Raw genomic sequence first — 18,231 nt, 5'->3', positions numbered from 1 at the left:
TGTTCCGTTCTTCCATAGTTCAAAAACAGAGGCTTTTTCCTCTGCTGTAAATGTTCGTCTCATTCAAAAAACCTCCGCAACCCCATGTTTTCACATAACTGTTGCGTTGACCAATTGAATCTACAGTAGCCTTTTTTAATATTTCATTCTCCATTTCAATGCGTTGTAGCTTTTTCCTCAGCTCACGTATTTCGATTTGTTCTGGTGTTATCGGAGAGGCTTTTGGTGTTTTGCCCTGACGCTCATCACGCAGTTGTTTGACCCATCTTGTCATTGTGGAAAGGCCGATATCCATAGCTTTGGCGGCATCTGCCACCGTGTAGTTCTGGTCAACAACCAGTTGAGCGGATTCGCGTTTAAACTCTGCGCTGAAATTTCTTTTTTTCATTGGAGCACCTGTGTTGTTCTGAGGTGAGCATATCACCTCTGTTCAGGTGGCCAAATTCAGTGTGCCACTACACACCGGCAATGAAACAAGGTCGACTATGGCGAGTACGTGAGGACGCAGAGTTAGTTGGAGAATTAGTTACTCCTGTCATTAAGAAAAGTGATTCTATTATTCTACAAAGGATTTTAAGTAATGGCAGCCAGACCACGTAAGAATAATGTTTCAGTCCCGAACTTGTATCCGCTCTATAGCAGAAAAGTAAATAAAGTTTATTGGCGATATAAGCATCCAGTGACCGGGAAGTTTCATTCTTTGGGCACAAACGAAGCTGAAGCCATTGCTATTGCCACTGAGGCCAATACACGCCTAGCTGAGCAAAGAACCCGGCAGATTCTAGCTATCAGTGACAGGATCGCAACCAGCAAAGGAAAAGCAATCACAACGTCAACCTGGTTAGATCGCTATCAAGCAATCCAGGAAGACAGACTGAAAAGTGGCGATATAAAGCTCAACACCTATAAACAGAAAGCCAAACCAGTATCCTTGCTCAGGGAACGAGCAGGACTGAAGTTAATTTCAGCCGTTGATGTCAGGGATATAGCCCAGTTGCTTGACGAGTATATCGCCGCCGGACAGCCGAGAATGGCGCAAGTAGTTCGTTCCGTACTGATTGATGTTTTCAAAGAGGCGCAACACTACGGAGAAGTCCCCCTGGCTATAACCCGGCATTAGCCACCAAACAGCCCAGAAGAAAAATTACCCGACAACGGTTAAGTCTTGAAGAGTGGCAAAAAATCTTTGATATCGCTGATGCCAGTCATCGTTATATGGGGAATGCCATGCTGTTAGCACTGGTTACCGGCCAGAGGTTAGGTGATATCTCGCGTATGAAATTTAGCGATATTTGGGATGATCATCTCCATGTCATCCAGGAAAAAACCGGGAGCAAAATCGCCATCCCGCTTTCCCTGCGTCTCAATGCGATTAAATGGAGTTTGCGCGATGTAGTAGCCCGCTGCCGTGACTATGCTGTCAGCCCATACCTTGTACATTTTTTTCGTACTACCTCACAGGCTGAACGCGGCGCGCAGGTTAAAGCCAATACATTGACGATGAATTTCAGTAAAGCGAGGGATTTAGCAGGAATTAACTGGGGTGAAGGTTCTCCCGCAACATTTCATGAACAAAGGTCTTTATCAGAACGTTTGTATAAAGAACAGGGTTTAAATACACAAAAACTACTTGGTCATAAAACGCAACAGCAAACCGATCGTTATCATGATGATCGAGGTAAAGGATGGAGTAAAGTAGCGTTGTAAAGCATTAAGTGCCTTAACGCCACCTTGAATTTCGAACTACACTTGAAAAAGAACCAAACAGTCCACTTTGAGCAAAAAGCAGAAGTTCGCAGTTAATCTCGAAACCTAATAGTTACATTACTAATATTGTGACGTGTTAATCAATGGAGAGCAGATCAGTTATTGAGCTTAATTTCAATAGATACCAAGCTCTTATGCATAGAGCTTGGTATCTATTTAATAAAATGGAACTACGAAATTAGAACAGAAATAAAAACTTCAAGCATTACTACAAGTCTGACATAAGAGCCAAACACATAACCCGTTCCCAATGATTCACAAAAGGCGATTTATTAATTATTGTTTGAAATATAAGGTGTTTAGCAGCATTTTTATCTCTGGAGAGTGGTAGCACTGAGTTATATAGAGCTAAAAGTACAACTAATCTCGCACTAGCCTCTTTCGAATATCTTAAAGACAAATCAAAATCGTTAAAATGTTTTTCCACTCTTTGTTTGTGTGCTTCATCCCAATCAGCCGGTGGAGAAACAAAATACTCAATAACTCCTGGCTCATCATTTTTGCCAGCCAAGTATCTAGCCGATATCCACTGTTCATCATAATAACGGCTATCGTCTAAATAGGGATGTATGATCTGTTCTGCTTCATTTCTTGCAAAAACTTCCCCTTTGCCATCCATATTACAGTCTCGACAAGCAGGCACCAGATTAACTGGCAATATAGAAAACTGAGGATAGTAAGCTTTAGGCAAATAATGATCTAAATTTCGAGGGCGCCCAATTCCACCACAATATGGACATTTTTCATTAGCAGCAGTAATCAGGGAATCATAAATAGCTCGAGCAGGCTTTTTCTTCCCAACAACATAATTGCCATAAAGCTTAACAAAGTCAGATTTCTTTAACCGACCGACAACAATAGGGTCTTCCTTATCTTTGTTTTTCAATGGTTGTATTGTATAAAGCTCACCAGTTGATGCCGATGCGCTATATGAAGCTGCCAGTGTTTGCAAATCAGTTATTGCTTCATTTACTTTCAGCAACAAGCCCGGATTACCGGTTATGCCTTCGCGGCAACTAGTCAGCATATCGGCATATGTGTAAGCAGGTTGTTTAAGTTTCAACATTACTTAACACTCCGATCTCTGTGTGTGACAAGCGCTTTTAATAGAGCTCGAGCTTCAACACCAAGCTGGTTACGATACTCATCAACTATCTCCTCATATGTTCCACCTGACTTAACTGATTGGACTAATAAATCGTGAAAACCAGATTTGACAACTTCAAGACCAAACACCTCTCTTGTTAAGATTCCTACATTCTCACCAAATGTTTCAATGTCTGGCCTGCGAGATTCGGTAGATAATCTAGAACGATTAATTTTCCAAACACATCGTTTAGGGACCTCTTGAAGTACCACAGGTGAGTGAGTAGCAATAATAGAAAGACCATTTCTGTCAAGTAGCAAATCAGACAGCGCACGAATAAAAGCAGACAGCAACGGAGGATGAAGATGGCTCTCTGGTTCATCAATTAGCACTAACGTTTTTTCTTCTACCGTTGCGACTAAACGTGTGAGTGTTAATAACACAACCGCATGACCGGAACTCATCCTTTTTATACATTTCCGTGCATTACTAACGAGCATCTCATCATTGTATTCCGCTAGATTTTTCAGCTCCATGCTTGCAAAATTTTCATCAGACTCCAAAGTATCAATGGCCTTCAGCCATCTTTCACGCTTAGGATGCTGGCTAAAGCATAGCGTCAAAGCTTCTAGAAAGTCTTCATGAATATCATTTAGCCCTTTCAGCGACTCTCCTTTTTTTTTCAAACCTATATAGAAGTAGCAAGTTCCCTTTGATGGATCAGGTTGTTCACTTGGTGGCTCGAATGGATCGAATGCGCTAAATGACACAGAGACTAAACTACTAAAGTAATCATTATCAATCGGGTCTTCTCTCCACCCCTCCAGATCATAAAATTTTGCGTTCGACGTACCTTTACTGGTAACAGCTTCAATCATTCCATTTAGAATCGTCGTTTTCCCCACACCATTACGACCTATGATCGCATGAATATTGGTACTTGGTTTTTCTCCTACTTTTACCTTAAATGATAATTCAATATCGGAAATTTTGTCTTGTGCAGGGCGAATGAACTTAAACTCAAAATTAGTCAGTGGACTCTTTCCCTCAAGCACTCGCGCAAACTGTCCTTTAATAACAGACAGGCTAACATACCGAAGCAAAGACGTTTTAAAGACCGCTTCATTCTTAACGAAATCTATAAGTTCTGGCGTATAAGCAATATCTTTGAGCGCCTCAAGTAACGAAACTTTGACGGATTCTGGTAAATTTGAAATCCTCTGATAATAGTCGACATCCTGACCAACGGAAAAATATCCTTCTGGGAGAATTTTAAACCTGTCCCCTAATGTGGAGTAAGTTGATTGTTGAGTTGTTTGTCCTTGAAAACCAATCTTGACATTCCCAATTTCATGGCGTTCACCTTTCTGATCAAACAGATACATGTAAAACATTGTAATGAATGAAAAGTCATTCCAATGATCCACATGCAAGTAAGCCGTACTAATGCCTGAGGCAGGAATACGTTGGTCTCGGGGTACAATAATGATATCCATATAATTTCCGAAAATCTTGTTTTGTTGAGACTCATTGAATTATATCAAAAACAACAACAGAAACGTAAATGTATATTGCGAGAAAGTTAAATATATAAGAAAACTCGAGTACCCTCAGAAATTTTAATTATTAGTTAAAATGATTTACATATTAGCCACAATCAGAGTATACCAAACCATTTGACACAACAATATTCTAGTAAGCACAGCGTCTGGCGCATAACAGATCTTAAATATTAACGGCCATCCACCAGCAATAATAAAAAGCTGAGGAATGCCCCGAGGGAACCTAGCAGGAGAACTGCCATCTGGCAGCCCCCCAACAACCAAGGGGTTTTGATAACTTATTTTGATAAAATTTTGATAACCGTTAGCAGGCTAACAAAAAACAACGGGCGTGTTATACGCCCGTTATAATATTTAACACATGTAGTGATTACATATTCTTGATGATCGCGTCACCAAACTCTGAACATTTCAACAGTTTAGCGCCTTCCATCAGACGTTCGAAGTCATAGGTTACGGTCTTCGCATTGATTGCGCCTTCCATACCTTTAACAATTAAATCAGCCGCTTCGGTCCAACCCATGTGGCGCAGCATCATCTCAGCGGAGAGAATAATAGAGCCTGGGTTTACTTTGTCCTGTCCGGCATATTTCGGCGCAGTACCGTGGGTGGCTTCAAACAGGGCGCATTCGTCACCGATGTTTGCGCCAGGGGCGATACCGATACCACCAACCTGCGCTGCCAGGGCGTCAGAAATGTAGTCACCGTTCAGGTTCATACAGGCGATAACATCATATTCAGCCGGACGCAGCAGGATCTGTTGCAGGAATGCATCAGCAATCACGTCTTTAATGACGATCTCTTTGCCGGTATTCGGGTTTTTAACTTTCAGCCACGGGCCGCCGTCGATCAGTTCACCGCCAAATTCTTCACGCGCCAGCTGGTAGCCCCAGTCTTTAAACGCGCCTTCGGTGAACTTCATGATGTTGCCTTTGTGAACCAGGGTCACAGAGTCACGATCGTTAGCAATTGCGTATTCGATCGCTGCACGAACCAGACGTTTGGTGCCTTCTTCCGAACACGGCTTAATACCGATACCGCAATGTTCCGGGAAGCGAATTTTCTTCACGTCCATCTCTTCACGCAGGAATTTAATCACTTTCTCAGCGTCGGCAGAGTCTGCTTTCCATTCGATACCCGCATAAATGTCTTCCGAGTTTTCACGGAAGATAACCATATCGGTCAGTTCAGGGTGTTTAACCGGGCTTGGAGTGCCCTGATAGTAACGTACCGGACGCAGGCAGATGTAGAGATCCAGTTCCTGGCGCAGGGCAACATTCAGAGAGCGAATACCGCCACCAACCGGAGTGGTCAGCGGGCCTTTAATGGCAACGCGATATTCACGAATCAGATCAAGGGTTTCAGCAGGCAACCAGACGTCCTGACCATAAACCTGTGTGGATTTTTCACCGGTGTAAATTTCCATCCAGGAGATTTTACGCTCGCCTTTATAGGCTTTCTCGACTGCAGCGTCGACCACTTTCAGCATGGCTGGGGTTACATCTACACCGATTCCATCACCTTCAATGTAAGGGATAATCGGATTTTCAGGAACGTTGAGTTTGCCGTTTTGCAGGGTGATCTTCTTGCCTTGTGCCGGAACAACTACTTTACTTTCCATTCACCTCTCCTTCGAGCGCTACTGGTTTGCTCGTCTACCACCACGTTGCATATGCGTTTGCGTCCTGCGATACGGATGCTTTAGAGCAATTTTTTGTTAATGATTTGTAATTGGCTTGTCAATACTACCCTATTGTTTGCCGTCATGAAAGATGCGCGTTATTAGGCTATAATGCGGCAATTCATAATCTCTGAAAATACCATGCAAAAAACTTCTTTTAGAAATCACCAGGTTAAGCGATTCAGCTCGCAACGTTCTACCAGACGAAAACCTGACAACCAGCCCACGCGTGTGATCCTGTTCAATAAACCCTACGATGTTCTTCCGCAGTTCACCGATGAAGCCGGACGCAAAACATTAAAAGAATTCATCCCGGTTCAAGGCGTTTATGCAGCAGGTCGCCTTGACCGCGATAGCGAAGGGTTACTGGTGCTGACCAATAACGGCGCGTTGCAGGCGCGTTTAACCCAGCCGGGTAAACGCACCGGAAAAATCTATTATGTGCAGGTGGAAGGTATTCCCACACAAGACGCACTTGAAGCCTTGCGCAATGGTGTAACCTTAAATGATGGCCCTACCCTGCCCGCAGGCGCGGAGCTGGTTGAAGAACCCGCGTGGTTATGGCCGCGGAATCCACCAATTCGTGAGCGCAAAAGTATTCCCACCAGCTGGCTGAAGATCACCTTATATGAAGGACGTAATCGCCAGGTGCGCCGCATGACCGCCCATGTTGGTTTCCCCACGCTGCGACTGATTCGCTATGCGATGGGGAATTACTCTTTGGATAATCTTGCCAATGGCGAATGGCGAGAAGCGACAGATTAAGGATGCAAAATGTTTAAACCGCACGTTACCGTTGCCTGCGTGGTGCACGCAGAAGGCAAATTTTTAGTCGTTGAAGAGACGATTAATGGTAAAGCGTTATGGAACCAGCCTGCCGGGCACCTGGAAGCCGATGAAACCTTAGTGGAAGCCGCCGCCCGTGAGCTGTGGGAAGAAACCGGCATCAGCGCGCAGCCGCAACACTTTATTCGTATGCATCAGTGGATTGCGCCAGATAAAACGCCGTTTTTGCGTTTCCTCTTTGCCATTGAGCTTGAGCAAATATGCCCGACGCAGCCTCATGACAGCGATATCGACTGCTGCCGTTGGGTCAGCGCCGAAGAAATTTTACAGGCGTCAAATCTTCGTTCGCCGCTGGTGGCGGAAAGTATTCGTTGTTATCAAAGCGGGCAACGCTATCCGCTGGAGATGATTGGCGATTTTAACTGGCCTTTTACAAAGGGTGTCATCTAAAAGGCTGCGTGATAGAATACGCCGCCTTGAAGTTCAATGTCGTGAGTGATCCAATGTCTGAAACCGCAAAAAAAGTAATCGTCGGCATGTCCGGCGGTGTCGATTCCTCCGTTTCTGCCTGGCTGTTGCAACAACAGGGATATCAGGTCGAAGGCCTGTTTATGAAGAACTGGGAAGAAGACGACGGTGAGGAATATTGCACAGCGGCAGCGGATCTGGCTGATGCCCAGGCTGTCTGCGACAAGCTCGGCATTGAACTGCACACCGTTAACTTTGCTGCCGAGTACTGGGACAACGTCTTCGAACTGTTCCTTGCCGAATATAAAGCCGGCCGCACGCCAAATCCGGATATTCTGTGCAACAAAGAGATCAAATTTAAAGCTTTCCTCGAATTTGCCGCCGAAGATTTAGGTGCCGATTATATCGCTACCGGTCATTACGTACGTCGGGCAGATGTCGATGGCAAGAGCCGCCTGCTGCGTGGTCTGGACAGCAATAAAGACCAGAGCTACTTCCTTTATACGCTCAGCCATGAGCAAATTGCGCAAAGCCTGTTCCCGGTCGGCGAACTGGAAAAACCGCAGGTGCGTAAGATTGCTGAAGATCTCGGTCTGGTCACCGCGAAGAAAAAAGATTCTACCGGTATCTGCTTTATCGGCGAGCGTAAATTCCGCGAGTTCCTGGGCCGTTATCTCCCGGCGCAACCGGGCAAAATCATTACCGTCGATGGCGATGAAATTGGTGAGCACCAGGGGCTGATGTATCACACCCTCGGTCAGCGTAAAGGTCTGGGTATCGGTGGCACCAAAGACGGCACCGAAGAACCGTGGTATGTGGTCGATAAAGACGTCGAAAACAACATTCTGATTGTTGCGCAAGGCCATGAACACCCGCGTCTGATGTCTGTCGGTCTGATTGCCCAGCAGCTGCACTGGGTCGATCGCGAGCCGTTCACCGGTACTATGCGTTGCACAGTAAAAACCCGCTATCGCCAGACCGACATCCCGTGCACCGTCAAGGCGCTGGACGCTGATCGCATTGAAGTGATTTTCGATGAGCCGGTTGCCGCCGTGACGCCGGGCCAGTCTGCCGTTTTCTATAACGGTGAAGTGTGCCTCGGTGGCGGTATTATTGAGCAGCGTCTGCCGCTGCCGGTCTGATTATTATCTTTACTTAAAACAAGGAAGCAGTGAACGTGGCAAAGAATTACTATGACATCACCCTCGCCCTTGCCGGTATTTGTCAGTCGGCACGCCTGGTGCAACAACTCGCTCACCAGGGGCATTGTGATGGCGATGCGCTACACGTCTCACTCAACAGTATTATCGATATGAACCCCAGCTCAACGCTGGCGGTTTTTGGCGGTAGCGAAGCCAACCTGCGCGTCGGGCTGGAAACCTTGCTCGGCGTACTCAATGCCAGCAGTCGCCAGGGCTTAAACGCCGAATTAACCCGCTACACACTCAGTCTGATGGTGCTTGAGCGCAAACTCTCCTCAGCGAAAGGTGCGCTCGACACTCTGGGCAACCGGATCAACGGCCTGCAACGCCAGCTCGAACACTTCGATTTACAGTCCGAAACGCTGATGAGCGCGATGGCTGCCATCTATGTTGATGTTATCAGCCCGCTTGGCCCGCGCATTCAGGTCACTGGTTCCCCTGCTGTACTGCAAAGCCCACAGGTGCAGGCGAAAGTTCGCGCAACCCTGCTGGCAGGCATTCGCGCCGCCGTGCTCTGGCACCAGGTCGGCGGCGGTCGTCTGCAACTGATGTTTTCTCGTAATCGCCTGACCACTCAGGCAAAACAAATTCTTGCTCATTTAACCCCGGAGTTGTGATCTATGGAATTATCCTCACTGACCGCCGTTTCCCCTGTCGATGGACGCTACTGCGATAAAGTCAGCGCGCTGCGCGGGATTTTCAGCGAATACGGTTTGCTGAAATTCCGTGTACAAGTTGAAGTACGTTGGCTGCAAAAACTGGCCGCGCACGCAGCGATCAAGGAAGTTCCTGCTTTTGCTGCCGACGCAATCGGTTACCTTGATGCAATTGTCGCCAGTTTCAGCGAAGAAGATGCAGCACGCATCAAAACCATCGAGCGTACCACTAACCACGACGTTAAAGCGGTTGAGTATTTCCTGAAAGAAAAAGTGGCGGAGATCCCGGAACTGCACGCGGTTTCTGAATTCATCCACTTTGCCTGTACTTCGGAAGATATCAATAACCTCTCCCACGCATTAATGCTGAAAACCGCGCGTGATGAAGTGATCCTGCCGTACTGGCGTCAACTGATTGATGGCATTAAAGATCTCGCCGTTCAGTATCGCGATATCCCGCTGCTGTCCCGTACCCACGGTCAGCCAGCCACGCCGTCAACCATCGGTAAAGAGATGGCAAACGTCGCCTACCGTATGGAGCGCCAGTACCGCCAGCTTAATCAGGTGGAGATCCTCGGCAAAATCAATGGTGCGGTCGGTAACTACAACGCCCACATCGCCGCTTACCCGGAAGTTGACTGGCATCAGTTCAGCGAAGAGTTCGTCACCTCGCTGGGTATTCAGTGGAACCCGTACACCACCCAGATCGAACCGCACGACTACATTGCCGAACTGTTTGATTGCGTTGCGCGCTTCAACACCATTCTGATCGACTTTGACCGTGACGTCTGGGGTTATATCGCCCTTAACCACTTCAAACAGAAAACCATTGCTGGTGAGATTGGTTCTTCCACCATGCCGCATAAAGTTAACCCGATCGACTTCGAAAACTCCGAAGGAAACCTGGGGCTTTCCAACGCGGTATTGCAGCACCTGGCAAGCAAACTGCCAGTTTCCCGCTGGCAGCGTGACCTGACCGACTCCACCGTGCTGCGTAACCTCGGCGTGGGTATCGGTTATGCGCTGATTGCGTATCAATCCACCCTGAAAGGCGTGAGTAAACTGGAAGTGAACCGTGACCATCTACTGGATGAACTGGATCACAACTGGGAAGTGCTGGCTGAACCAATCCAGACAGTTATGCGTCGCTATGGCATCGAAAAACCGTACGAGAAGCTGAAAGAGCTGACTCGCGGTAAGCGCGTTGACGCCGAAGGCATGAAGCAGTTTATCGATGGTCTGGCGTTGCCAGAAGAAGAGAAAGCCCGCCTGAAAGCGATGACGCCGGCTAACTACATTGGTCGCGCCATCACCATGGTTGATGAGCTGAAATAAGCCTCAAAACAGTGCCGGATGGCGATGCTGTCCGGCCTGCTTATTAAGATTATCCACTTTTTATTTTTTCACTTTACCTCCCCTCCCCGCTGGTTTATTTAATGTTTACCCCCATAACCACATAATCGCGTTACACTATTTTAATAATTAAGACAGGGAGAAATAAAAAATGCGCGTACTGGTTGTTGAAGACAATGCGTTGTTACGTCACCATCTTAAAGTTCAGATTCAGGATGCTGGTCATCAGGTCGATGACGCAGAAGATGCCAAAGAAGCCGATTATTATCTCAATGAACATTTACCGGATATTGCGATTGTCGATCTCGGTTTGCCCGACGAGGACGGTCTGTCACTGATTCGCCGCTGGCGTAGCAATGATGTTTCACTGCCGATTCTGGTATTAACCGCCCGTGAAAGCTGGCAGGACAAAGTCGAAGTATTAAGTGCCGGTGCTGATGATTACGTGACTAAACCGTTTCATATTGAAGAGGTGATGGCGCGAATGCAGGCATTAATGCGGCGTAATAGCGGTCTGGCTTCACAGGTCATTTCGCTACCCCCGTTTCAGGTTGATCTCTCCCGCCGTGAATTATCTATTAATGACGAAGTGATCAAACTGACCGCGTTCGAATACACCATTATGGAAACGTTGATACGCAATAATGGCAAAGTGGTGAGCAAAGATTCGTTAATGCTCCAACTCTATCCGGATGCGGAGCTGCGGGAAAGTCATACCATAGATGTACTGATGGGACGTCTGCGCAAAAAAATACAGGCACAATATCCGCAAGAAGTGATTACCACCGTTCGCGGCCAGGGCTATCTGTTCGAATTGCGCTGATGAAAAAATTACTGCGTCTTTTTTTCCCGCTCTCGCTGCGGGTACGTTTTCTGTTAGCAACGGCAGCAGTAGTATTGGTGCTTTCGCTTGCCTACGGAATGGTTGCGCTGATCGGTTATAGCGTCAGTTTCGATAAAACCACGTTTCGGCTGTTACGTGGCGAGAGCAATCTGTTCTATACCCTTGCGAAGTGGGAAAACAATAAGTTGCATGTCGAGTTACCCGAAAATATCGACAAGCAAAGCCCCACGATGACACTAATTTATGATGAGAACGGGCAGCTTTTATGGGCGCAACGTGACGTGCCCTGGCTGATGAAGATGATCCAGCCTGACTGGCTGAAATCGAATGGTTTTCATGAAATTGAAGCGGATGTTAACGATACCAGCCTCTTGCTGAGTGGAGATCATTCGATACAGCAACAGTTGCAGGAAGTGCGGGAAGATGATGACGACGCGGAGATGACCCACTCGGTGGCGGTAAACGTCTACCCGGCAACATCGCGGATGCCAAAGTTAACCATTGTGGTGGTGGATACCATTCCGGTGGAGCTAAAAAGTTCCTATATGGTCTGGAGCTGGTTTATCTATGTGCTCTCAGCCAATCTGCTGTTAGTGATCCCGCTGCTGTGGGTCGCCGCCTGGTGGAGTTTACGCCCCATCGAAGCCCTGGCAAAAGAAGTCCGCGAACTGGAAGAACATAACCGTGAATTGCTCAATCCAGCCACAACGCGAGAACTGACCAGTCTGGTACGAAACCTGAACCGACTGTTAAAAAGTGAACGCGAACGTTACGACAAATATCGTACGACGCTCACCGACCTGACCCATAGTCTGAAAACGCCACTGGCGGTGCTGCAAAGTACGCTGCGTTCTCTGCGTAGTGAGAAGATGAGCGTCAGTGATGCTGAGCCGGTAATGCTGGAGCAAATCAGCCGCATTTCACAGCAAATTGGCTACTACCTGCATCGTGCCAGTATGCGCGGCGGGACATTGCTTAGCCGCGAGCTGCATCCGGTCGCCCCACTGTTGGACAATCTCACCTCGGCGCTGAACAAAGTGTATCAACGCAAAGGGGTCAATATCTCTCTCGATATCTCGCCAGAAATCAGCTTTGTTGGTGAGCAGAATGATTTTGTCGAAGTGATGGGCAACGTGCTGGATAACGCCTGTAAATATTGCCTCGAGTTTGTCGAAATTTCTGCAAGGCAAACCGACGAGCATCTCTATATTGTGGTCGAGGATGATGGCCCCGGTATTCCATTAAGCAAGCGAGAGGTCATTTTCGACCGTGGTCAACGGGTTGATACTTTACGCCCTGGGCAAGGTGTGGGGCTGGCGGTAGCCCGCGAAATCACCGAGCAATATGAGGGTAAAATCGTCGCCGGAGAGAGCATGCTGGGCGGTGCGCGGATGGAAGTGATTTTTGGTCGCCAGCATTCTGCGCCGAAAGATGAATAAATATGTCCATACTTCACGCATTACGTTAAGCATCCGTTATAATCGGTTGCAGATACCAGCCTGTGGATGCTTAACATGGAATACCAACTCACTCTTAACTGGCCCGATTTTCTTGAACGTCACTGGCAGAAACGCCCGGTGGTGTTAAAACGCGGCTTTAATAATTTTATTGACCCAATCTCTCCAGACGAGTTGGCGGGTCTGGCGATGGAAAGCGAAGTCGACAGTCGACTGGTCAGTCATCAGGATGGCAAATGGCAGGTCAGCCACGGTCCATTCGAAAGCTACGATCATCTCGGTGAAACTAACTGGTCATTGTTAGTGCAAGCAGTGAACCACTGGCATGAGCCGACCGCCGCGCTAATGCGACCGTTCCGTGAACTACCGGACTGGCGTATTGATGATCTGATGATCTCTTTTTCTGTACCGGGCGGCGGCGTCGGCCCGCATCTCGATCAGTACGACGTGTTTATCATTCAGGGTACCGGTCGTCGTCGCTGGCGAGTGGGCGAAAAGCTGCAAATGAAACAGCACTGCCCGCACCCGGACCTGTTACAGGTCGATCCGTTCGAAGCCATCATCGATGAAGAGCTGGAGCCTGGCGATATTCTTTATATTCCGCCAGGATTCCCGCATGAAGGCTACGCGCTGGAAAATGCGATGAACTATTCCGTGGGTTTTCGCGCGCCAAATACGCGGGAACTGATTAGCGGATTTGCCGATTATGTGCTGCAACGTGAACTGGGCGGCAACTACTACAGCGATCCTGATGTTCCACCTCGCGCTCATCCTGCGGACGTTCTGCCGCAAGAGATGGATAAACTGCGTGAGATGATGCTCGAATTGATCAACCAGCCGGAACACTTTAAACAATGGTTTGGCGAGTTTATATCCCAGTCACGTCATGAACTGGACATCGCGCCGCCAGAGCCGCCTTATCAGCCGGATGAAATCTACGATGCGCTGAAACAAGGTGATGTGCTGGTGCGCCTGGGGGGTCTGCGCGTATTGCGCATTGGCGACGACGTGTATGCCAATGGTGAGAAGATCGATTCCCCGCACCGTCCGGCACTGGATGCGCTCGCCAGCAACATTGCGCTGACCGCGGAGAATTTTGGCGATGCGCTGGAAGATCCGTCATTCCTCGCGATGCTCGCGGCGCTGGTCAATAGCGGATACTGGTTCTTCGAAGGGTAAGTTTGGATTTAAGCCGGATGCGGCATCACATGCCGCATCCCTTTTCGCTTACTTCCGTTGCGCCGTCAACTCGGCAATACGGACGATCACCTGCACCGCTTTTTCCATACCTTCCAGAGTCACAAACTCATGCTTACCATGATAGTTGTAACCGCCAGTGAACAGGTTCGGGCACGGTAATCCCATAAACGACAACTGCGCGCCGTCGGTACCGCCGCGGATCGGTTTCAGTTCCGGTTCAATATCGCAGTCACGCATCGCCTGCTGGGCGATATCGAGAATATGCGGATGCTCAACCACTTTCTCGCGCATATTGTAGTAACTGTCTTCAATCACCAGTTCAATGTAGCAATCAGGATGTAACCCTTTGCCCACTTTTTTGGCGATCTCCATCATTTTACGTTTACGCGCTTCAAACTGTTTACGGTCGAAATCACGGATGATGTAGTGCATATCGGCCCGTTCAACGGTGCCTTTCATGCTCGCCAGGTGATAGAAACCTTCATAGCCTTCTGTCATTTCCGGGCTTTCATCCGCCGGAACTTCCGCATGAATACGTGCCGCCAGCGACAGCGCATTTACCATCACTCCTTTCGCCGTGCCCGGGTGAACATTGTTACCGACAATTTTGATATTGACCGACGCGGCGTTGAAGTTTTCAAACTCCAGTTCGCCGACGCCACCACCATCAACGGTGTATGCCCAGCGGGCATCGAAGGCGTCAACATCAAAATGCTTCGCCCCTTTGCCCACTTCTTCATCCGGGGTAAAGGCGACGCGAATATCACCATGCGGAATGTTTTTTTGTTGCAATACCGCCAGCGCGGTCATGATTTCTGCAATACCTGCTTTGTCATCGGCACCTAACAAGGTTTTACCATCGGTGGTAATCAGCGTCTGACCCAGTAGCTGATGCAGCACCGGGAACATAACCGGTGATAAAACTTCATCGCCGATACCCAGCGCAATATCGCCACCGCGATAGTTTTCAACAATTTGCGGATTCACATTTTTGCCGCTGCAATCCGGTGAGGTATCCACATGAGAAATAAAGCCAATCGCCGGGATATCGCCAGGGACGTTAGCCGGTAACGTCGCCATCAAAGTGCCCTTCTCACTTAAGGTCACATTGATAAGCCCCATCTCTTCGAGCTGCTCTTTCAGCAGATGCAATAACTTCCATTGGCCTTCCGTGCTGGGAACCTGTCTCACCCCTGCCTTTGATTGGGTATCCAGAGACACGTAGTTCAAAAATCGCTCAAGTAGTTTATCCATGTAGTCACCCTCACTTTTTGTGACAACATTATTAAGAAGCAAGAAAAGACAAATATTGCGTCAGGTCACTTTTAGCCCTGCAAGCGGGAATATTTATCAGCATTACCTTAATGAATATAAAGCTAAGCCAGTAATTCACAACAAAGATTGGCGATTCAAGCGGTTTGCCGTAGAATTACCGCCCTCATTAAGAGTCACCAAGGTGGTTAACCACAAACCCCGCATCGGTAAGCCATCCGTTGCGTTTACATGGGACAGAGTAAAAAATTGAATAAACAACCGAATTCGCTTTCACCGCTGGTGCAATTGGCGGGAATTCGCAAATGCTTTGATGGTAAAGAGGTCATTCCCCAGCTGGATCTGACTATCAACAATGGCGAGTTCCTCACGCTGCTTGGCCCTTCTGGCTGCGGTAAAACAACCGTTCTTCGCCTGATTGCAGGTCTGGAAACTGTTGATTCCGGACGCATCATGCTGGATAACGAGGACATCACCCACGTTCCGGCGGAAAACCGCTATGTGAACACTGTTTTCCAAAGCTACGCACTTTTCCCCCACATGACCGTGTTCGAAAATGTGGCCTTTGGGTTGCGCATGCAAAAAACCCCCGCTGCTGAAATTACGCCCCGCGTGATGGAAGCCCTGCGGATGGTGCAGCTGGAAACCTTCGCTCAACGCAAACCGCATCAGCTCTCTGGTGGTCAACAGCAACGCGTCGCCATTGCTCGCGCGGTGGTTAACAAGCCTCGTCTGTTGTTGCTGGATGAGTCGCTCTCAGCGCTGGATTACAAACTGCGCAAGCAAATGCAGAACGAGCTGAAAGCGTTACAGCGTAAGCTTGGCATTACATTCGTGTTCGTAACTCACGACCAGGAAGAAGCACTTACCATGTCGGACAGGATCGTGGTGATGCGCGATGGTCGCATTGAGCAAGACGGCACGCCGCGTGAAATCTACGAAGAGCCGAAAAACCTGTTTGTTGCCGGGTTTATTGGCGAAATCAATATGTTTAACGCCACTGTCATCGAACGTCTCGACGAGCAGCGCGTACGCGCCAACGTTGAAGGCCGCGAATGTAATATCTACGTTAACTTCGCCGTTGAACCGGGGCAAAAACTGCATGTTCTGCTGCGCCCGGAAGACTTACGTGTTGAAGAGATTAACGACGACAACCACGCCGAAGGGCTGATTGGTTACGTTCGCGAGCGTAACTACAAAGGCATGACGCTGGAGTCGGTTGTTGAGCTGGAAAATGGCAAGATGGTGATGGTCAGCGAATTCTTCAATGAAGACGATCCTGACTTTGACCACTCTCTCGACCAAAAAATGGCCATTAATTGGGTAGAAAGCTGGGAGGTCGTACTGGCTGATGAAGAACACAAGTAAGTTCCAGAATGTAGTGATTGTCACTATTGTCGGTTGGCTTGTGTTGTTTGTCTTTCTGCCCAACCTGATGATCATTGGCACCAGCTTTTTGACCCGCGACGACGCCAGTTTCGTCAAAATGGTCTTTACGCTGGATAACTACACGCGTCTGCTCGATCCGCTCTATTTTGAAGTGCTATTGCACTCGCTGAATATGGCGCTGATCGCCACCCTCGCCTGCCTGGTGCTGGGCTATCCTTTTGCCTGGTTTCTGGCGAAGCTGCCACACAAGGTGCGTCCGCTGCTGCTGTTTCTGCTGATTGTTCCGTTCTGGACCAACTCATTGATTCGTATTTACGGGCTGAAAATTTTCCTCAGCACCAAAGGCTATCTCAACGAGTTTTTGCTCTGGCTGGGCGTTATCGATACACCAATTCGCATCATGTTCACGCCTGGTGCGGTGATTATCGGTCTGGTTTACATTCTGCTGCCGTTTATGGTGATGCCGCTGTACTCCAGTATCGAAAAACTGGATAAGCCGTTGCTTGAGGCGGCGCGCGATCTCGGTGCCAGCAAGTTGCAGACCTTTATCCGCATCATTATCCCACTAACGATGCCGGGAATTATTGCCGGATGTCTGCTGGTGATGCTGCCAGCGATGGGCCTGTTCTATGTGTCCGACCTGATGGGCGGTGCGAAAAACCTGCTGATCGGTAACGTCATCAAGGTACAGTTCCTCAATATTCGTGACTGGCCGTTTGGTGCAGCCACCAGCATTACGCTGACTATCGTAATGGGCCTGATGTTGCTGGTTTACTGGCGCGCTTCTCGTCTGCTGAATAAGAAGGTGAGCGAATTAGATGATTAATCCTTTATATTCAATGCATTAAGTTTGTTTTTGAGTGGTTTTGCCGTTTAAGGTAACGACGTTATAGATCCTATCAAAATCAATCAATTCCATTCTGGTTTTGGAGAAAGATTTTTCGAGAGCTTCGGTCTTTAACTAAAACTGATTGCGTATAATCCCAATACCCCTCCCCGACTATCTGAATGGTCGGGGAGGCACTTCAAGCACAAAATATCATCCCTGCGCCGTTGATTACTCTGCAGGTGAAGTCGGCCACTCAATATCAGGTGCAGTTGATGTATCAACACGATTCAACAATACCCGATATTTATTCCATGCCTCCAGCAACGATCTTTCTTCCTCCGTTGCGATTTCCAGATCTACAGCATCCTGCAGTGGCGCAATATACTCACTGAATTCCTGGATGTAGAACTGTGTGGTGACGGTCTTCCAGCCATTCGGCTCCTGCTGTATCGAAGCATACCAGGCTATTTCAATATCGCTATGCTGCGGCAGCATTTAACCCCTTGTAATTCATCGCCATAATTGATTTAATTCACAAATAAAACTATAATACGGTGAAACTAATGAAAAAAAACACAGATGATGGGGCTAAAATTTACACACCACTTACCCTAAAGCTTTATGACTGGTGGGTTTTGGGAGTATCAAATCGGCTTGCATGGGGATGTCCTACAAAGG

16 protein-coding genes and 4 pseudogenes are annotated in these 18,231 nt (G+C 48.0%); 13 read left to right on the top strand and 7 right to left on the bottom strand.

The window, feature by feature from the left end; all coding sequences use genetic code 11:
* Positions 1-63, bottom strand: a 63-nt coding sequence (locus C4F37_RS28060) for a hypothetical protein (protein ID WP_223277051.1), incomplete at its 3' end; no start/stop codon positions are given.
* Between the two features lie 67 nt (positions 64-130).
* A pseudogene (locus C4F37_RS25660) lies at positions 131-388 on the bottom strand (transposase); the annotation flags it as partial.
* Positions 389-411: 23 nt separating this feature from the next.
* Here C4F37_RS25660 and C4F37_RS25650 point away from each other — a divergent pair.
* Positions 412-600 carry an excisionase gene (locus C4F37_RS25650; protein WP_071589359.1) on the top strand — a complete coding sequence of 63 codons (189 nt, stop codon included), beginning with the start codon at positions 412-414 and terminating at the stop codon, positions 598-600.
* Positions 581-1,707, top strand: a pseudogene (locus C4F37_RS25645) (site-specific integrase). The gene C4F37_RS25650 and the pseudogene C4F37_RS25645 overlap by 20 nt, the downstream one beginning before the upstream one ends.
* Before the next feature lie 268 nt (positions 1,708-1,975).
* Here the strand turns inward: C4F37_RS25645 and C4F37_RS25640 are convergent.
* From C4F37_RS25640 to icd, 3 genes are all read right to left on the bottom strand, one after another.
* On the bottom strand, positions 1,976-2,833 hold the full coding sequence (locus C4F37_RS25640; protein WP_001556896.1) for an HNH endonuclease: 858 nt from the start codon (positions 2,831-2,833) through the stop codon (positions 1,976-1,978).
* A complete protein-coding gene (locus C4F37_RS25635; RefSeq protein WP_001556895.1) occupies positions 2,833-4,350 on the bottom strand; it encodes an AAA family ATPase in 1,518 nt (505 codons plus the stop codon). Before C4F37_RS25635 ends, C4F37_RS25640 begins: the two co-directional genes overlap by 1 nt.
* A 436-nt stretch (positions 4,351-4,786) precedes the next feature.
* Positions 4,787-6,037, bottom strand: coding sequence for an NADP-dependent isocitrate dehydrogenase (gene icd, locus C4F37_RS25630; protein WP_001773892.1), 1,251 nt, complete (start codon positions 6,035-6,037; stop codon positions 4,787-4,789).
* Positions 6,038-6,208: 171 nt separating this feature from the next.
* Here icd and rluE point away from each other — a divergent pair, with 171 nt between their 5' ends.
* From rluE to roxA, 8 genes are all read left to right on the top strand, one after another.
* Complete coding sequence (gene rluE, locus C4F37_RS25625; RefSeq protein WP_001248679.1) at positions 6,209-6,862, top strand: 23S rRNA pseudouridine(2457) synthase RluE; 654 nt, start codon at positions 6,209-6,211, stop codon at positions 6,860-6,862.
* A 9-nt stretch (positions 6,863-6,871) separates the two neighbouring features.
* Entirely contained in the window at positions 6,872-7,333 is a 462-nt protein-coding gene (gene nudJ, locus C4F37_RS25620) for a phosphatase NudJ (protein WP_000476093.1), read from the top strand.
* A gap of 53 nt (positions 7,334-7,386) precedes the next feature.
* Positions 7,387-8,493: a tRNA 2-thiouridine(34) synthase MnmA gene (gene mnmA, locus C4F37_RS25615; protein ID WP_001298466.1), complete on the top strand. Its 1,107-nt coding sequence runs from the start codon at positions 7,387-7,389 to the stop codon at positions 8,491-8,493.
* A 35-nt stretch (positions 8,494-8,528) separates the two neighbouring features.
* Positions 8,529-9,170, top strand: a complete 642-nt coding sequence (gene hflD / locus C4F37_RS25610; protein ID WP_001295971.1) for a high frequency lysogenization protein HflD — start codon at positions 8,529-8,531, stop codon at positions 9,168-9,170.
* A 3-nt stretch (positions 9,171-9,173) separates the two neighbouring features.
* A complete protein-coding gene (purB, locus tag C4F37_RS25605) occupies positions 9,174-10,544 on the top strand; it encodes an adenylosuccinate lyase (RefSeq protein ID WP_001538616.1) in 1,371 nt (456 codons plus the stop codon).
* 169 nt (positions 10,545-10,713) lie between these two features.
* A complete protein-coding gene (phoP, locus tag C4F37_RS25600; RefSeq protein WP_001265481.1) occupies positions 10,714-11,385 on the top strand; it encodes a two-component system response regulator PhoP in 672 nt (223 codons plus the stop codon).
* Complete coding sequence (phoQ, locus tag C4F37_RS25595) at positions 11,385-12,845, top strand: two-component system sensor histidine kinase PhoQ (protein WP_000735412.1); 1,461 nt, start codon at positions 11,385-11,387, stop codon at positions 12,843-12,845. The genes phoP and phoQ overlap by 1 nt, the downstream gene beginning before the upstream one ends.
* A gap of 75 nt (positions 12,846-12,920) precedes the next feature.
* On the top strand, positions 12,921-14,042 hold the full coding sequence (roxA, locus tag C4F37_RS25590; protein ID WP_001295435.1) for a [50S ribosomal protein L16]-arginine 3-hydroxylase: 1,122 nt from the start codon (positions 12,921-12,923) through the stop codon (positions 14,040-14,042).
* Positions 14,043-14,090: 48 nt separating this feature from the next.
* Here roxA and pepT read toward each other — a convergent pair whose 3' ends face one another.
* Positions 14,091-15,317: a peptidase T gene (pepT, locus tag C4F37_RS25585; RefSeq protein ID WP_000359446.1), complete on the bottom strand. Its 1,227-nt coding sequence runs from the start codon at positions 15,315-15,317 to the stop codon at positions 14,091-14,093.
* 249 nt (positions 15,318-15,566) lie between these two features.
* Between pepT and potA the strand changes: the two genes are divergently transcribed.
* Positions 15,567-16,703 (top strand): spermidine/putrescine ABC transporter ATP-binding protein PotA, encoded by a 1,137-nt coding sequence (gene potA, locus C4F37_RS25575; protein WP_000531578.1) that lies wholly within the window; start codon positions 15,567-15,569, stop codon positions 16,701-16,703.
* A complete protein-coding gene (potB, locus tag C4F37_RS25570; protein WP_001538615.1) occupies positions 16,687-17,550 on the top strand; it encodes a spermidine/putrescine ABC transporter permease PotB in 864 nt (287 codons plus the stop codon). The genes potA and potB overlap by 17 nt, the downstream gene beginning before the upstream one ends.
* A gap of 231 nt (positions 17,551-17,781) precedes the next feature.
* On the opposite strand, the pseudogene C4F37_RS25565 reads toward potB, so the two are convergent.
* A pseudogene (locus tag C4F37_RS25565) lies at positions 17,782-17,955 on the bottom strand (tail fiber assembly protein); the annotation flags it as partial.
* A gap of 161 nt (positions 17,956-18,116) precedes the next feature.
* Here C4F37_RS25565 and C4F37_RS27600 point away from each other — a divergent pair.
* Positions 18,117-18,231: pseudogene (locus tag C4F37_RS27600) on the top strand (class I SAM-dependent methyltransferase); the annotation flags it as partial.

The organism is Escherichia sp. R1 (assembly GCF_003000935.1).
Classification (GTDB): domain Bacteria; phylum Pseudomonadota; class Gammaproteobacteria; order Enterobacterales; family Enterobacteriaceae; genus Escherichia; species Escherichia coli.
The sequence above is the reverse complement of the archived record's forward strand: the minus strand, read 5'-3'. Positions and strand labels throughout refer to the sequence as shown.

What these genes read in the sequence shown, in the direction of transcription:
- rluE (WP_001248679.1), top strand. Translation starts at nt 6,209, where the DNA reads ATGCGGCAATTCATAATCTCTGAAAATACCATGCAAAAAACTTCTTTT.
- C4F37_RS25640 (WP_001556896.1), bottom strand. Translation starts at nt 2,833, where the DNA reads ATGTTGAAACTTAAACAACCTGCTTACACATATGCCGATATGCTGACT.
- potA (WP_000531578.1), top strand. Translation starts at nt 15,567, where the DNA reads ATGGGACAGAGTAAAAAATTGAATAAACAACCGAATTCGCTTTCACCG.
- nudJ (WP_000476093.1), top strand. Translation starts at nt 6,872, where the DNA reads ATGTTTAAACCGCACGTTACCGTTGCCTGCGTGGTGCACGCAGAAGGC.
- mnmA (WP_001298466.1), top strand. Translation starts at nt 7,387, where the DNA reads ATGTCTGAAACCGCAAAAAAAGTAATCGTCGGCATGTCCGGCGGTGTC.
- roxA (WP_001295435.1), top strand. Translation starts at nt 12,921, where the DNA reads ATGGAATACCAACTCACTCTTAACTGGCCCGATTTTCTTGAACGTCAC.
- potB (WP_001538615.1), top strand. Translation starts at nt 16,687, where the DNA reads ATGAAGAACACAAGTAAGTTCCAGAATGTAGTGATTGTCACTATTGTC.
- purB (WP_001538616.1), top strand. Translation starts at nt 9,174, where the DNA reads ATGGAATTATCCTCACTGACCGCCGTTTCCCCTGTCGATGGACGCTAC.
- C4F37_RS25635 (WP_001556895.1), bottom strand. Translation starts at nt 4,350, where the DNA reads ATGGATATCATTATTGTACCCCGAGACCAACGTATTCCTGCCTCAGGC.
- phoP (WP_001265481.1), top strand. Translation starts at nt 10,714, where the DNA reads ATGCGCGTACTGGTTGTTGAAGACAATGCGTTGTTACGTCACCATCTT.
- pepT (WP_000359446.1), bottom strand. Translation starts at nt 15,317, where the DNA reads ATGGATAAACTACTTGAGCGATTTTTGAACTACGTGTCTCTGGATACC.
- icd (WP_001773892.1), bottom strand. Translation starts at nt 6,037, where the DNA reads ATGGAAAGTAAAGTAGTTGTTCCGGCACAAGGCAAGAAGATCACCCTG.
- phoQ (WP_000735412.1), top strand. Translation starts at nt 11,385, where the DNA reads ATGAAAAAATTACTGCGTCTTTTTTTCCCGCTCTCGCTGCGGGTACGT.